Origin of the sequence: Paenibacillus sp. FSL E2-0201, from assembly GCF_037963325.1 — a bacterium.
Classification (GTDB): domain Bacteria; phylum Bacillota; class Bacilli; order Paenibacillales; family Paenibacillaceae; genus Paenibacillus_AQ.
Genome location: NZ_CP150154.1, coordinates 885718 through 901116 on the forward strand (window position 1 = coordinate 885718; position 15399 = coordinate 901116).

General features: G+C 42.1%; 14 protein-coding genes. 9 read left to right on the plus strand and 5 right to left on the minus strand.

Annotation, left to right across the window (positions count from 1 at the left end; translation table 11 throughout):
* The first annotated feature begins 1 nt into the window (after window position 1).
* Together NSU15_RS03870 and NSU15_RS03875 are read left to right on the plus strand one after the other, a co-directional pair.
* Window positions 2–649: a response regulator transcription factor gene (locus tag NSU15_RS03870; protein ID WP_339289266.1), complete on the plus strand. Its 648-nt coding sequence runs from the start codon at window positions 2–4 to the stop codon at window positions 647–649.
* Window positions 633–2042, plus strand: a complete 1410-nt coding sequence (locus NSU15_RS03875) for a HAMP domain-containing sensor histidine kinase (protein WP_339289267.1) — start codon at window positions 633–635, stop codon at window positions 2040–2042. The genes NSU15_RS03870 and NSU15_RS03875 overlap by 17 nt, the downstream gene beginning before the upstream one ends.
* A 704-nt stretch (window positions 2043–2746) precedes the next feature.
* On the opposite strand, the gene NSU15_RS03880 is transcribed toward NSU15_RS03875, so the two are convergent.
* From NSU15_RS03880 to NSU15_RS03890, 3 genes are read right to left on the minus strand one after another with little or no spacing between them, the layout of a single operon-like run.
* Window positions 2747–3886: a DHHW family protein gene (locus tag NSU15_RS03880; protein ID WP_339289269.1), complete on the minus strand. Its 1140-nt coding sequence runs from the start codon at window positions 3884–3886 to the stop codon at window positions 2747–2749.
* Between the two features lie 21 nt (window positions 3887–3907).
* Entirely contained in the window at window positions 3908–5293 is a 1386-nt protein-coding gene (locus NSU15_RS03885; protein WP_339289271.1) for an MBOAT family O-acyltransferase, read from the minus strand.
* Between the two features lie 6 nt (window positions 5294–5299).
* Window positions 5300–5788, minus strand: coding sequence for a DUF4358 domain-containing protein (locus tag NSU15_RS03890; protein ID WP_339289273.1), 489 nt, complete (start codon window positions 5786–5788; stop codon window positions 5300–5302).
* Between the two features lie 227 nt (window positions 5789–6015).
* On the opposite strand from NSU15_RS03890, the gene NSU15_RS03895 reads away from it, so the two are divergent.
* Both NSU15_RS03895 and NSU15_RS03900 read left to right on the plus strand, forming a co-directional pair.
* Window positions 6016–6456, plus strand: coding sequence for a HEAT repeat domain-containing protein (locus NSU15_RS03895; protein WP_076120081.1), 441 nt, complete (start codon window positions 6016–6018; stop codon window positions 6454–6456).
* Between the two features lie 11 nt (window positions 6457–6467).
* Window positions 6468–7046 carry an SMI1/KNR4 family protein gene (locus NSU15_RS03900; RefSeq protein ID WP_042124238.1) on the plus strand — a complete coding sequence of 193 codons (579 nt, stop codon included), beginning with the start codon at window positions 6468–6470 and terminating at the stop codon, window positions 7044–7046.
* Window positions 7047–7134: 88 nt separating this feature from the next.
* Here the strand turns inward: NSU15_RS03900 and NSU15_RS03905 are convergent, their stop codons facing one another.
* Window positions 7135–8730, minus strand: a complete 1596-nt coding sequence (locus tag NSU15_RS03905) for an AMP-binding protein (RefSeq protein ID WP_339291237.1) — start codon at window positions 8728–8730, stop codon at window positions 7135–7137.
* Window positions 8731–8894: 164 nt separating this feature from the next.
* Between NSU15_RS03905 and NSU15_RS03910 the strand changes: the two genes are divergently transcribed.
* The gene (locus NSU15_RS03910; RefSeq protein WP_076120079.1) at window positions 8895–9416 is read left to right on the plus strand and encodes a GNAT family N-acetyltransferase; all 522 of its coding nucleotides are present in this window, start codon (window positions 8895–8897) and stop codon (window positions 9414–9416) included.
* A 189-nt stretch (window positions 9417–9605) separates the two neighbouring features.
* A complete protein-coding gene (locus NSU15_RS03915; RefSeq protein ID WP_339289275.1) occupies window positions 9606–10310 on the plus strand; it encodes a hypothetical protein in 705 nt (234 codons plus the stop codon).
* A gap of 113 nt (window positions 10311–10423) precedes the next feature.
* Here the strand turns inward: NSU15_RS03915 and NSU15_RS03920 are convergent, their stop codons facing one another.
* Complete coding sequence (locus tag NSU15_RS03920) at window positions 10424–10549, minus strand: DUF4023 domain-containing protein (protein WP_052414454.1); 126 nt, start codon at window positions 10547–10549, stop codon at window positions 10424–10426.
* Window positions 10550–10716: 167 nt separating this feature from the next.
* On the opposite strand from NSU15_RS03920, the gene NSU15_RS03925 reads away from it, so the two are divergent.
* From NSU15_RS03925 to NSU15_RS03935, 3 genes are read left to right on the plus strand one after another with little or no spacing between them, the layout of a single operon-like run.
* Window positions 10717–11865, plus strand: a complete 1149-nt coding sequence (locus tag NSU15_RS03925; protein ID WP_339289276.1) for a fibronectin type III domain-containing protein — start codon at window positions 10717–10719, stop codon at window positions 11863–11865.
* Between the two features lie 3 nt (window positions 11866–11868).
* Window positions 11869–14814: a metallophosphoesterase gene (locus NSU15_RS03930; RefSeq protein WP_339289278.1), complete on the plus strand. Its 2946-nt coding sequence runs from the start codon at window positions 11869–11871 to the stop codon at window positions 14812–14814.
* 27 nt (window positions 14815–14841) lie between these two features.
* Window positions 14842–15063: an S-layer homology domain-containing protein gene (locus tag NSU15_RS03935; RefSeq protein ID WP_339289280.1), complete on the plus strand. Its 222-nt coding sequence runs from the start codon at window positions 14842–14844 to the stop codon at window positions 15061–15063.
* Window positions 15064–15399: the final 336 nt, after the last annotated feature.

Consider the following 15399-nt stretch of genomic DNA (forward strand, 5'->3'; position numbering starts at 1 on the left):
CTTGAACATTCTAATTGCCGATGATGAGAAACATATGACCACCATATTGAAGACTTATTTTGAAAAAGAGGGCTATAACGTTTGGGTAGCTGCGGATGGGGAGGAGGCGCTGGAGCTCTTTTTTTCGACTAAGATCGATCTTGTGGTCTTGGATTGGATGATGCCTAAGCGAAGCGGGATTGAGGTGTGCAATGAAATCAAGCAGGTTAGTTTAGCTAAAGTGGTGATGCTGACCGCCCGATCTTCCCATGACGATGAATTTAGCGCTTTAGATATCGGTGCAGATGAATATATTAGAAAACCATTTGATCCACGGATTTTAATGCTGAGAATTAAAAAAATGCTGGGTACCGAAAAAGTAGCTGCTATACGGGACTTAGAAATTGATTTTGAACGGAAGAAAGTGTACAAGAATGGGGAGGAGCTGTCCCTTTATAAAAAAGAGTTCGAGTTGCTCACCTTCCTATATGAGAATAAAGGCCGGATTTTGTCCAGAGATTCTTTGTTATCTTCCGTTTGGGGAATGGACTACCTCGGCGAAGAACGAACCGTGGATACACATATTAAGCGATTGCGCGATAAGATTGGAGCTGATCACGTGATCACACACAGGGGAATGGGGTACAGCTTCCATGATAAAAATCAATAAAATAAGCACGAAATTATTGATTATGGTAAGCATCATTCTGCTGATTGTGTTTGGGACATCCTATTTATTGCACAATTTTTTCTCGTCCGATTATTACCTTTACAAAATGAAAACCAAGATTAACGCTATTTATGACGAAGTAAAGGATCTCAGTCTGGATCAGCTTATGGACAAGGAAACAGCGATCGAGAACAATAACAATATAACGATTGTTAGGGTTGAAAATAGAGGAAGTACAACAGAAATTAACGACAACATACAATTTGCTCTCTTTAAAGATAAGGTATCACTCAATAAGTTCTGGATTACGGAAGAAGTCTTACAAAAGGTAAACGAAGGAAATACGGTGAATCTGTTATTTAATCAGGGGAAATTAAAGTCCAGCCTGTTAACGAAAATATATGAGCAGGATGGCAGTTTAATCCTCATCGGCACTGTGGTTGTGCACAATACAGATGCTTTAAACATCGTAAATCAACTCAGCTTCTACTCCGTTCTTTTGGGGATTATTATCAGCTTGCTGTTAGTGGCTTATTATTCGAAAAAGATCATTACCCCATTAGAGCAGTTACAGGATGTGGCGAAGGATATTTCCAATCTTGATTTTAAACAAGTGACGATTAAATCGGGGGATGAAATTGAAGAGTTATCTAAAAGCATTAATCAGATGAGTCAACGCCTAAAAAGCGCCCATGCAGAACTGGAGAAGAAAAATCAAAGCTTAAACACACTGATCTCAAGCATTTCACATGAAGTGAAGACACCGTTATCTTTAATCCAAGCCTATACGATTGGTATCCAAGACGGTCTGGATGATGGTACCTATACGGATATCATTTTGGAGCAGGTGAAATACACTTCAGATATGGTGGATTACTTGATTAAGCTGTCCAAGATTCAAAAGACCGAAGTGCATAAAGAGAAATTCGATCTTAAAGAGCTTTTGCTCAAAGTGATCTCACAATATAACATTACGCTTAAAAATAAAAACCTGACCTTACAGACCGACTTCCATTCGGTTGAACGATCCATCGTTGAAGAGGATATCAGCCAGATTGAGATTGTATTCAACAACTTAATTAGTAATGCCATTAAATATGGGGAAGAGAATGTCTTTGGAATCTCATTAGTAAATGATACTCACGACACTCTGAAGTTCACTATTACTAATAAAACCACGCGCCTGAAAGAGAAGCACTTAGCGTATATCTGGGACCCGTTCTATGTCATCGACGAGTCTCGGAATAAAGAAATCTCCGGAACTGGACTTGGCCTGTCTATCGTCGCGGAGATTCTAGCTAAAAATGATCTGAAATACGAAGCCATATTAGAGGATTCGAATATTAGTTTTAGTGTTTGGTTTGATGTAGAGGTTACAGAAAATAATTGCTAGTGGGAGGAAAATGTCCCTTAAGAAATCTTCAGTTATTGTTGCAACTCTTTCACTCTTAATCAACCTCATAATGAATATGTATCAGGCACTATCAATGATTAAATGTTTAGATTAGGGAAAACCTCCCTAATTATGTGAGATTTATCGTGCTCCAAGCGATTATTAGGGAAAATCTCCCCAATTATCAGGGTGTTTCATTCATAAAGAGGGTATTCTCGTATTTATTAGGGAGGATTTCCTTAAAAGTCACAAATTGAGCCGATAATTTACTAATTTTAGGGAGGATTTCCCTAATCCGTAAAGTGGTGTGATGTGGAGTTTAATGCAACGCTAGTGGAATTGAATTGCAGCTCATAATAAATGAAGCACTCCTTCAAGGAGGATTCATTCGCTTTAAAGCTATTCGCAGAGACACGATTCTACACATAATCGTGAATGGTTTTTAGATTTAACCCATAAATATGGTGAAAAGTAACGGAGGGAATTTTGGAACTGTAGGAGCGGAGCGTTCGCCTGAAAGCTTTCCGAAGGAAAGCTCGCATCGGAAGCATATGCTGTCTCCGGATGTTATCCGCTGATAGCGGTAAAATCAAAAACATCTGGAGACAACAGCGACCGAAAGTCCAAACATTCCCGCAGTTACGCCCCGTCATCATATTCATCGTATTATCTCCATAGCCATCACCTAATCCATCACTATATCATCAGTTAAGCTTCAAAAGCGCCGAATTATCAACAAAAGTAGCCGTATTAAACAGCATCAATACATCCTTAATATCATTCTGAGCCATGTACTCACTGATACTCCCGTTATAATAACGAATGTCGATCACGTGGATTTCCGGTACATGCTGAGTCAAAAAAGGGATGACACTATGCGCATAGGAGTCCTTGATGACGAGCAGCTTCTCCTGTTTGACTTCTTTAGGATCAAGCTGGCTTGTGATTTTCATAAGAGCATGAACGCCGCCTAGAAAATAAGAGTATTTATCTTTTTTCGTTAGATAGCTTGGATTGTACATACTTGTTAAGGTCTCACCGGTATCTACAATATGCATCTTGGTGGATACATCATTAATTGGCTTATACTCTTGAATGGAATCTGGCACCACTCCGATAAATTGACTCCGCGTATGGTAGCTTCCAAGGAACGAATCGCTTACCGTCTCAATCTCGAATTCGCTCTGGGACAGAGGCTGCCATCCCATACTTTCAGCATACGCTAAGTAAGCCAAGTAGGCGCCGTAGGTTGTCCAGTGATGATCGGTCCGATAATAAATGTCCTCTGCAGCATGCGGAGTAAGCACATCAAATCCATTTATAAAAGTTAGGCTATCACTTACTTCATCAGCAATCTTTTGATTCACCTCAGCTTGTGAGTATACAGGTGCTAACCAGGGCAAACGTTCGTTGTACAAGCCTACCGATGTAGGCGCAAGCAGAAAGGTCGTTTTTGCTTCAAGATTTTTAGCAGCAAAACGTTTCACAGCCGCTGCATATTGCTGAACCTTAGTGTAATCAGGGGCATCGAATTTTTCGAATAAGTAACCGTCTTTCCCCTTATAAATCCCGTTATTCTCTTGCTGCAGCCTCATTTGCTCCACCGCCGATTTCACCCATACCCATTTGGCTCGAAAAGGGAAATGATCGGTTACAAAGTTTTCTGCCTCTTCCGCATAGGTGTGGGATAATAAATTATCCCATGTCAGACGGGGAGCGCTTTGCAAATAGCGATTCTCTAGCTCGGAGAAACGTTGAACAGGCAGTAAGAAAAAAGTTATACCCACCAGAAACAACGTCGCGACAAATCCCACCACTAGTATTCGATCCGTCCTCTGCTTCATAAACAATCACCCCCTAAGTCGTTAGAATCGGAAATATAAGAATGGGTTAAAGGTAGCATCCACTAAGTAAGCGACAGATAAGAAGAATAAGACGCCATACCAGACCAGAGCAGGAATCGATCTAGCATCCATACGCTTGGAGAGTTTCAAAGGTGTGGAGGCTAAAGTTAATACCACGAGTAGAATTGCGTTTGTGTAAGTGAAGTATAAAGTAGTGGTATTCCACAATGGCTGGCCATTAAAGCCAAGCATCGCTTCCAAGTAACTAAGTACCAACGGAAGTTCTTCAAAGGCGAACAAGACCCATCCAATGAGAATAAGAAAAACGGCATAGAGATGCCTAGTCCAGCGCGGTAGACGGCTTAGCAGTTGTAGTCCCCACCATTTTTCAAAGATAAGAATGATCCCGAAATATAATCCCCAGAACAGAAAGTTCCAGCTCGCCCCGTGCCAGATTCCTGTGAGCAGCCACACAATAAGGATATTGCGAATTTGAATACCTAATCCCCGGCGGTTGCCTCCAAGCGGGATATATACGTAGTCACGAAACCAACTGCTTAAGGAAATATGCCATCTCCGCCAGAAGTCAGTTATACTCTGTGATATATAAGGTTTGTTGAAGTTTTCGTTAAATCGGAAGCCGAACATAAGGCCGAGGCCAATCGCCATATCCGAATACCCACTGAAATCAAAATAAATCTGAAAGGCAAACGCAATAATGCCAAGCCAAGCGGTTAAAGCAGGCATGGACTCCAGATTGGAGCTGGATATGGTGTGCCAGAGCAGGCCAATGTTATTGGCGAGCAGCACTTTTTTGGCTAGTCCGATAATGAATCTTCTTACACCTTCCGCGAACATGGGGATATCCACCGAACGCTCACGTAGTTGCTCTGCAATAGTGTTATATTGAACGATAGGACCGGCTACTAATTGCGGAAACAGAGCTACAAACGTCCCGAAATCAATCCAATTCCGCTGTGCTTTGGTAGTTCCTCTGTAGACATCAATGATGTAGGACATGGATTGAAAAGTATAGAACGATATCCCAATAGGTAATGGTAAATCAGTTAAAGGGATATGAGTGCCGAGGAGTTCGTTTACATTCTGGATGAGAAAATCGGCGTATTTAAAATACGACAATAAGCCCAGGTTAATAATGACGGAGCTAACCACAATCCACTTGCGCTGCACCGTAGTTAGCTTCGGTCTACTAAGAAGTAGACCGAAGCCGTAATCCGTAACGGTAGACAGCAACATAATTACAATGTAGACGGGTTCGCCCCATGCATAAAACACCAGACTGCTCAAAAATAATATGAGGTTTTTAATCCGCCAAGGCGAAACGTAGTAGAGTGCAAGGACAGCCGGCAGAAACAGGAATAGGAAGAGTAGGCTGCTGAATACCATCGCTAATTATTTTTTAGTAAACAAGGTATCGAATTCAGTCACCAGCTGATCCGCACTCTCGGAAATCACGAACAAGATGTAATTTCCTTTTTTGATCAGCTTATAATTTTGGGCGTTCTCATATTGATCCGGAAGGTATTGTTCGAACTGCTTTTGAATATCTGTCGCACGCTCTTTGACTGCGGTTTCGACAGTAGAGATATCTTTGGCATCTTTAACTTTTAAAATAGCAATTTCATTACTTTTCACATTCATCATTGGCATTCTAATGCTATAATCTTCAAGTAATGATGGAGCTAGATGGTACAGCTGACTCACCATATCTTCTTCAACTTCCATTAATGAAGGCTGTTCCACTTTTGCAAGCATTTCGTCGACCATCTCTTTCGCCGTCAGATTGGTTTCTACTGCGGCTTCATTGTTACTGCTGGCACAGGCGCTAAGCACCACACTTAATACAATAGTTAACGCTAGAATGAAGGTATGCTTTTTCAATTAGGTCACTCTCCTTGGTGTGTTTGATCTACAATTCTCTAGTTAACTAACGTATAGAGTCTATAGAATGTTGCGCGACACTTTCTTTCGAATACTTTACCCCAATTTTGTGGAAATATGTTTGAATGAAAAGGTCATGCAAAGATCTTCCTCTCTTAGCTTGCGCAATGGTTGGTTATACTGTTACTGTAAGATAGATAGTTTTGAATAGAAGGGGATTGAACGGAATGATCGAAGAACTAAACAATAATGGATTACCGGAGAATTACGAGGAATTAAAGAAAGCTGCGAACCGCTCTGCGGATTGGAGAGCCCGTCTAGAAGCAGTTGAAGAACTGGGACAGACTAACCACAAACAAATTATCGATATCCTGACGCGTTTAATGGAGAGCGATCCTGTATATACAGTTCAAGAAGCGGCTTACCTTAAACTGAAGGCATTCGGCGAAGATGTTAAAGCACCATCCAAGAATAAACCGGAGCTAGTGAAAGGCGTTTCCAAAATACTCCTGAGAATTAAGAAGAGCCTGCCTAGAGATCATTCGTACGAGGATTTCAAAGAGAAGCTGAAGAAGATGAGAATCGACGTCTATGACACTTATGAAGGCGAAAAAGGCGATGACTTCGACGCGTGGCTGATGAAGATGTGGACTTCCGCGAACAAGTAAAGGATGACAACATGCAAACTAACAAATTAACAGAACAATTTCAAGAATACCTTAAACTGTCTGCTGACCTACGTCCTGACTATATTGCCAGCTTAGGTAAGGGTGATAATGAAGCGAAGATTACGGCGATTTTTCCGGAAGCCCCTGAACTGTTGAAAGCTATTTATAGCACAGTTTCAGGTACAAGCAGTGAGGAAGAAGAACCAAGTCTGATCGAATTTATTCCAGGGTATCGTCTAATTCATATTAATGAATATGAAGCAGAGATGAAGATATTAGCTGGAATATTGGAGGAAAAAGGCCATCAAGCGGATGGCGTTATCTTGCCGATCTTAACGAATTACGGTAGCGACTTCATTTGTTACCATAAATCCGCGGATGGTGTGGAACGTGTATGTGACCTGCTGCATGATTTTGGGGATCTGATTGTAATGTATGAATCACCTGAAAAGTTTCTGGAGACTTTATGTGAGTTCTACAAGCAAGAGGTTTATTTCCTGGATGAAGAGGGTTACCTCGATTGTGATTTAGTAAAAGAGGGCGAAGTAGGCGCAGCCTTGAACCCGGATGCAAAATACTGGTCTGAATAATTAACAAGAGCAGCAGTCCAATTATGGACTAGCTGCTCTTGTTGTTTTTAAGCCTCAGTAAGATGAAGCCTCCTGTTTCATATCGATCTTAATCTTGCGCAGCACGTTTCTCCTGCTCCCGCAGCTCTATTCTCCGTATTTTACCGGAGGCAGTTTTCGGAAGATCCTGAATGAATTCGATTTTACGAGGATACTTATAAGGAGCGGTCCACTCTTTAACATGGGATTGCAGCTCCTTCACAAGCTCAGGAGAAGCGGTAGTCTCATCCCTCAGTACAATAAAAGCCTTAACGATGTGTCCGCGGATTTCATCCGGACTAGCAACGACCGCGCATTCTTTAACTGAGGCATGCTTCATCAGGGCTTCCTCTACCTCAAAAGGACCAATGGTGTAACCCGAGCTAATGATAATGTCATCTCCACGGCCCTCGAACCAGAAATAACCGTCTTCATCCTTCCGCGCCCGGTCGCCGGTTACGAAGAACTCACCGTGAGTGCAGCTTTCTTTTCTGCCGGGGTCTTTGTAATAGGTATGGAATAACGCTGGCATGCTTAAGTGCACTGCGATATCTCCAACGACTCCAGCAGGTAACGGAATCCCGTCTTCGTCTACCACTTCAACTAGACCGGGAGCAATAGACTTACCCATTGACCCTATTCGAATTGGCGTATCTTTAAGTGTTCCGATGATAAGCGTACTTTCGGTCTGTCCGTAGCCATCACGAATCGTGATATTGAATTCACGTTGAAAAGTGTTGATGACCTCTTGATTCAAAGGCTCTCCAGCGGAAACTGCGCAGCGAAGGTGGGACAAGTCATAATGACTGAGGTCTTCCAATTTAGCCATTAAGCGATATTCGGTTGGTGTACAACATAACACCTCAATGTTGTGATCCTGCAGCAGCTGCAAATATTTTTTAGGATGAAAAGATCCACTATATACAAAGCCGGTCGCCCCGTTACCAAGGACGGATAAAAAGGGACTCCAAATCCACTTCTGCCAGCCCGGTGCCGCTGTTGCCCAGACGGTGTCTGTTTCTTTAATATCAAGCCATTGAGGTGAAGTGATCCGCAAGTGAGCATAACCCCAACCATGACTATGAACGACGGCTTTAGGGTTGCCGGTTGTTCCAGAGGTATATGCCAAGATCGCCATATCGTCACGGTGGCTTTCGACTGTATTGAACGCATCCGGTTGATCAATCATTAGTTCTTCTAGATCTAACCATCCGTTACCGAGCTCGTCAGAGCTGCCAGATACGGAAAGACGGTAATCCAGAGCAGGCAGATCCTCCGAAATTTTATTTACTTCCTCAGTAACCTCTGACCAGGCAATAACGGCTCTGGCTTCGGCATGCCGCAGACGATAGGATAAATCCTTGGCGCGAAGCATTTCTGATGAAGGGATAATCGCAAGTCCTAGCTTCAGACATGCTAAATAGATGACATAAGCGATGATTCGACGTGGAACCATAACAAGAACACGATCCCCTTGCTCGAGACCAAGTGCTGCGAGTCCACCGGCAAGTCGGTTAGCTTGTTTGCGAAGTTCTCCGTAAGTGATTTCCTCGTAGTCACCTAGTTCATTCAACCACTTAAGTGCAATCTTTTCCGGTGCATGACGTTCCATTTCCGAAGTGAGATTGTAGTACTCAGGTGCGATCCACTGCTGATTATCCAATATGAACCTCTCCTATATCAAACAAGATGTGTATAGCTGTTACACTTAGTATAGCACGTTATCCTAGTACCAGGTACTAGTACCTTGATGCTTAAATTTGATATCATAGGGTTCAGAAGGTTAAGATAACTTGTGTAAATATAAATCCAGAAAGTGAGAACTATGTTATGAATCACACAACTTTTGATGAAATATTCGCTATTATGGAAGCCTCTTTTCCCACTTCCGAGATCAGAACCTATGAGGGACAACAGGCGTTATTGGATGTTCCACATTACCGATTGATTACCGAAGTGAATGCTGAGGGGAAAATCATTGCTTTTATAGCTTGCTGGGAGTTTCCAGGATTTCGATTTGTAGAACATATCGCAGTGGACCCAAGTATAAGAGGTGGAGGCATTGGTAAAAAGCTGATGGAGGAGTATATCCGTAAGTCAGGCAAACCTGTGCTTTTGGAAGTTGAACCGCCATTGGGTGAAATGGAACAACGGAGAATCGGTTTCTATGAGCGGCTGGGCTTTCATCTGAATCCTTATGAGTATGTGCAGCCCCCTCTGCGTGAGGAAAATGCTGATTTACCGCTTCAAATCATGACCTATCCTAACCCTGTCGATGAAGAAGAGTTCAATTTATATCGAGAAATTTTATATACAGAAGTGTATAAGGTTACAACACCGTATCAAAGTTAATCTCTTCAGCAACCCGTACGATCCTTTTTAGGACAAGCGGGTTGCTGTTTTTATTTTTGGTTAAATGAATGATATTTTGATTTTTTTAATTACAAAATGGGTACAAGTAAGAAACAACTTAGAGACATAATCTTATTTTTTTTGAGCTAAAGTAAGAACAAAGATTGAACTTTCAAGGAGGGCTTACTTATGAAAAACAAAAAAATAATCATAGCAACAATGGTGTTTGGGATGGTAGTTACAGGATCAGCCGGTGTATATGCGGGAACTAAACTTCAAAAAATCACTGCATACCTCAATCACAGCATTGGTTTTAAGGTGAACGGTACGGCGTATACGCCGGTTGATAATAAAGGGAACGCGTTGGCGCCAATTACTTATAACAATACAACCTATCTTCCTGTACGTGCGATTGCTGATGTGATGAAGGTGCCTGTGACCTTTGATGCGGTGAACAATCAGGTTATTCTGGGCACAGGAGGCTCGGTGACTGACACTATTTCTCTGACTCCTGTACAATACAACAGCACTCAGAAAGAAGAGATTGTTAAAGCCTTCGCCAACTTCCAAGGTTTCGAAACAGCCTATGCACCTACTCAAATGGTGAGTGGAGACGCATTCCAAAAAGTGGTGGGCTCTGATGATGGTGTGAACTTTCTGTTTAAACAGATGAAGGTGAACATTTCTCCTCGTGATTATGCTTACGATTACAAAGGTGAAACTGTAAAGCTCTCTGATGGAACCGAAGCTAAATGGTACAGCCCATCCAGCGATTCGTTGTTCTTGACCTATAAACTGGATGATCGTTTTGTTACGATTAGTTCCCCAAATAAAACACTGAGTAAGACGCAATTAGAAAAAGTAGCAGTAAATGTAGTGAAATGGAGTAAATAAGGTTTTCTTTAACACTTCTCTTTGTGCTTTAAAAAGTAAAGCAGCAAGTCTCCCATAGTTGGAGAGGCTTGCTGCTTTTTTTGTCGTGTTTGAAAGCCGATGATTTAAAGCTTTTACTTACTGTGCTGTTTATTTGGCAGCTTTTGACTTGGTGTACTTTTACCATGATGTTCTTTATTCTTTTCAGCTTTCTTTTGGGTGTCGTGTACTTTTTCTACAAAAGCATGAGTATCGTCCATGTTTATCCTCCTTGATTGGCAACCTTGCCGTTACTGTAACCACTTTTGTAAGAATACATGCATGATGTACTTTACAAACTTCTGTGTTTATAAAGACATTGCGAAAATATTTGATAGTTACTATAAATGGATGCAAGCATTTCATAGAACAGTAAGGGAGACTGATTATGAACAGGTTATTTAAACAAGCTGTATCCATGACCTTAGCTTTCGTTATGGTACTGGGAATTACATTCACAGGAATGCCAGCTTATGCTGAAGACAGCAATGGGGATGCTGGATTACTGCAATTACAATCGCTAGAGCCTGTTACATTATTGGCAGGTAATTCTACGTGGAAGTATCTAGATCACGGAACAGATCAAGGGACGGTATGGCGTTCCGTGTACGACGATTCAACATGGGCTTCTGGTCAAGCACCGCTTGGTTATAAAGATAATGGAACCGGAGTCAGCAGCAAGCAATTTGGTGCTCTGAACACAAATATAAGCTACGGTTCTAATAAGAGTATGAAATATCGTACTTCTTACTTCCGTACAAACGTAACGGTGAATAAGGAAGAGATCACGAAATCCGATAAAATCATGGGCAACTTCGCATTTGATGACGGAGCTGTACTATATTTGAACGGTAAAGAAATCTACCGTGAAGCTATGCCAGCGGGTGAAATCACTTTTCAAACCAAAAGCTCAACTAACTTAAGTGATCCAAACGAATATACCAAGGTAGACCTTACTGAAGTCGTAAAGGCTAACTTGAAGGATGGAAATAATGAGCTTTCAGCTGAGGTTCATCAGTCGAGTGATGGTAGCTCTGACTTGTACTGGGATATGAACTTGATTGCTTATCCGGTAGTAGAGACTGTAGAACCTGGAATTGGGAAGCCTGAGTCAATCGCGCTTACCTTTAACGGAAACCCTCAGACTAGTATGGGGTTCAATTGGTATGCACCTGAGAAAGTGACAGGCACCAAGCTTGAAGTAGTAGAAGCTTCTAAAGTAGTGAATGGTCAGTTTCCAGTAGATGCTCAAACTTACGAAGGAACATCTGTTACAACAAGCGTGTATATGACAAAAGCGGATAAGTCAGCCAAGAAACCAGTGGTACTGACTAGCCATAAGGTTATTGCCGACAAATTGCAGCCGGGAACGGAGTATGCTTACCGTGCTGGGGATGGACAAGCTGACAATTGGAGTGACATCGGAACGTTTACAACAGAAAGCTCCAGTAATCAGGCCTTTAAGTTCTTATATACAACGGACTCTCAAGGAACAACTGAAGGTGATTTTGATATTTGGAATCATACCCTTCAATAGGGATTGGCTAAATTCCCGACAAGCGAATTCATTCTGAATTCCGGTGATTTGGTAGACAACGGTGATATTGAGGAGCAATGGGGATGGTTCTTCAATAAACCAAAGGATATTCTAGCAAATATTCCATTGGTTCCACTGGTAGGTAATCACGAAAGTAAGAGTTATAGCAATTACACAACTCATTTTAATTTACCTAATGTCTCAAATACGGGCGCGAAACCAGAAGGCTCTGTTTATTCTTTTGACTATGGTTCAGCACACTTTATGGTTATTAATACAGAATATTATGGTGCTAGCTCGAATCTTGAGAATAATGAAATTTACAATAAACAAGTAGAGTGGCTACGCAGTGAAGCCGCGAGAAGCGATCAGAAGTGGAAGGTTGTGCTCTTGCATAAATCACCTTATTCTGTTGCCAGTCACACAAATGATACAGATGTACTCTATTACAGAGCTAATTTGACAAAGGTATTTGATGAGCTTGGTATTGACATGGTTATCGGTGGACATGACCACACCTATACTAGAAGCTATCAAATGTACAACAATCAGCCGTTGACGGATATTAAGCCGGACAAAAACGGAGTGGTAACTGATCCTAAGGGTACGCTATACCTGATTACAAATGCTGCGGGCAATAAAAAATATAATGTTGGCGCAGGTCCGTTTCCTTTTGCAGCTAAATACGAACAGCCTGGTAAGGAAATGTTCACAGGAATGACTGTAACTAACGATGAATTCTCGTACGAAGCCTACACCACAACAACTGGTGGAACTACAGACTTGTATGATAAGTACAGCATTCATAAGTCTGACGTAGCTGTTAAACCTGTGCAGAATGCAAAAGCTACTGTAGCAGATGGCGGTAAAGTCACGTTAACTTGGGATGCGCCTGCATCCGGTGCACCAGTATCGGGATATCGCATTTATGAGCAAAATGATCTGGTATCTGCAAATTGGACGGTCAGTGTTCCTAATGCAGAAGGTCAAACTTCTTATAGTTACACTGTAGAAAATACTAATCCAAACCAAACCTATCAATTTGTTATCAAAGCTGTAAGTGACAGAACAAATTCAGAAGCTAAAGTTGCTTCTACCGATGCTATCAAAAAAGTTACCGTTACCTTTAACGGTGACCCAGTTAGTGCTAAAGGATTCACTTGGTACACAGCGTTGAAATCTGCAGGAAGCGACCTGCAGGTTGTAGAGAATACGGGCGTTACTCCAGACTTTACAAAAGCTGCTGAGTTTACAGGACGTTCAGCTGTTTCCAGAAATTCAAAGAATGAATTAGTTCATAAAGCTGAAGCTTCTGACCTTAAGGCTGATACGAAATACTACTTCCGTGTAGGTGATAAAGCACTAGGATTGTGGAGTGCAGTGGGAACTTTCGAAACTGCTGCTAAGACAGGTGCATTTACTTTCATTGATCTGGCAGACACACAGGCTAAGACGGAAGATGAAGCGATTCTTTCCGGTGAAACGATGGCAAAAGCACTTACGACATTCCCAAATGCAGAGTTTGTGGCGATTAACGGAGATATCGTAGATACTGGAACCAATGAATCACAGTGGAATTGGTTGCTTGGCCATTCGCAGGAAACCTTGCTCAATACGACTATTGTTCCAGTTGCGGGGAACCATGAGGATAAAGCGAATGCCTTCTATGAGCACTACAATATTAAGGAAGCAGCAGGCTCACCGACAGAAACAGGAGCATACTATTCCTATGATTACAGCAATGCGCACTTTGTAGTCTTGAACACGAATGAGAATTCGGACGAATATGCTAACTTCAGCAAAGCACAGTTGGATTGGATGAAGGCCGATGTAAAAGCAGCGAAGGCTGCTGGAGCGAAGTGGATTATCGTCGCTATGCATAAAGGACCATACACAACCTCTAACCACGCTACTGACAAAGATATTATGGGTGCAAATGGAGAAAGAGCGAAAGTCGCTCCAATGATGGCTGAACTGGGCATTGACTTGGTTCTTCAAGGCCACGATCATATTTATGCACGGACGAAGCCAATCAAGGCTGACGGAACTGCAGCAGACACAGTGAAGATCAAGGAAAGCTTCAATGGTCAAACTGTGGAGTACACAGTAAACCCAGATGGAACGATCTATCTGATTCCAGCTACAGCAGGAGCAAAGGTTTACTACAAGAACATGAAACCTGAGTTGGGAGATGCGTATTATAACCTCTTTGAAGTAGCCAACGAGAATACAGCTGCTAAATACGGAGCGGACCCAAGTGATGCTACGCGTCCAATGCGCGGTCAAGTTCAGACCTTTGTTGGTATCACTGTAGATGCAGGGAAGCTGACAGCTGTATCTTATGAGATTGATCAGAATGTTAATGAGGCTAAACCATATGTTCTTGAAGAGTTCGGCATTGTTAAAGGTGATGAGAATGGTGGAGTTACACCAACACCAACACCAACACCAACACCAACACCAACACCGACACCAACAACAGCACCAACAACAGCACCAACAACAGCACCAACAACAGCACCAACAACAGCGCCAACAACAGCGCCAACAACAGCACCAACAACAAAACCGACAGCAACACCAACGCCAACAGTAGCGCCAACAGCTACAACAGCACCAACAACGCCGCCTTCCCCAACTGCAACGCCAGTTAGTAAGCCATCTTTAACGGATACTAGCAATCACTGGGCAGCTGCTGTTATCGAGAAAGCAGTAGCAGCTGGTTTTGTTAGTGGTTATCCGGATGATACTTTCCGTCCGAATCAGAAAGTAAATCGGGTTGAATTTATCACAATGCTGGCGCGTGCTTTGCAATTGCCGGACAATGGTGATACATCAAGCTTTAAGGATTCTGCGAAGATTCCAGCATGGGCAAAGTCTTTTGTAGCACAGGCTGTATCTTTGCGAATTATCAGTGGCTATGATGATGGGACATTCCGACCTACATAGGAGCTGACGCGTACAGAATTAGCAGTTATGGTTGTTCGTGCTCTTGGAATTACAGTAGATCCTAAAGCGACATTAACCTTCAATGATGCTAAGGATGTACCAGCATGGGCTGTGCCGTATATTGCAGCAGCAGCGAAATCAGGCCTTGTGAATGGTGTAGGGCAGAATAAATTTGCACCTAACCAAAAGGCAACAAGAGCAGAGGCAGTTACTATAATCCTTTCCTTGTTAGAAAAAGGGCAGAAATAAACTAGTATCAGTGTGAAATGAACTCAAGCTTAGTAAGTATCAAACAAAGGGGCTCAGCTTATCTGCTGGGCCTCCTTTGTGTTTATTGCGGTTTTTAGAAGAACTCTTAAACTGTTCAAACCCTTACTAAAGTAAGCGGAGGCGGAAGAAGATGAAGTAACGGAATGCGAAGTAATATTAATTTATAAAAAAGTGTTGCAATCAATCTCTATACATGATATATTCTAAGTCCGGCCAAGAAATACACATGCCGAGCTCGAAAAAGAATTTTAAAAAAAGAGCTTGACATTAAATAGCCGAACATGATATAGTATAAGAGTTGCTGCTGAGACATTA

Excerpts from the sequence above, each read along its gene's own strand:
- NSU15_RS03880 (WP_339289269.1), bottom strand. The coding sequence starts at position 3,886 with ATGAAGCAGAGGACGGATCGAATACTAGTGGTGGGATTTGTCGCGACG.
- NSU15_RS03885 (WP_339289271.1), bottom strand. The coding sequence starts at position 5,293 with ATGGTATTCAGCAGCCTACTCTTCCTATTCCTGTTTCTGCCGGCTGTC.
- NSU15_RS03915 (WP_339289275.1), top strand. The coding sequence starts at position 9,606 with ATGAAAAACAAAAAAATAATCATAGCAACAATGGTGTTTGGGATGGTA.
- NSU15_RS03925 (WP_339289276.1), top strand. The coding sequence starts at position 10,717 with ATGAACAGGTTATTTAAACAAGCTGTATCCATGACCTTAGCTTTCGTT.
- NSU15_RS03900 (WP_042124238.1), top strand. The coding sequence starts at position 6,468 with ATGCAAACTAACAAATTAACAGAACAATTTCAAGAATACCTTAAACTG.
- NSU15_RS03895 (WP_076120081.1), top strand. The coding sequence starts at position 6,016 with ATGATCGAAGAACTAAACAATAATGGATTACCGGAGAATTACGAGGAA.
- NSU15_RS03875 (WP_339289267.1), top strand. The coding sequence starts at position 633 with ATGATAAAAATCAATAAAATAAGCACGAAATTATTGATTATGGTAAGC.
- NSU15_RS03910 (WP_076120079.1), top strand. The coding sequence starts at position 8,895 with ATGAATCACACAACTTTTGATGAAATATTCGCTATTATGGAAGCCTCT.
- NSU15_RS03935 (WP_339289280.1), top strand. The coding sequence starts at position 14,842 with ATGGTTGTTCGTGCTCTTGGAATTACAGTAGATCCTAAAGCGACATTA.
- NSU15_RS03920 (WP_052414454.1), bottom strand. The coding sequence starts at position 10,549 with ATGGACGATACTCATGCTTTTGTAGAAAAAGTACACGACACCCAAAAG.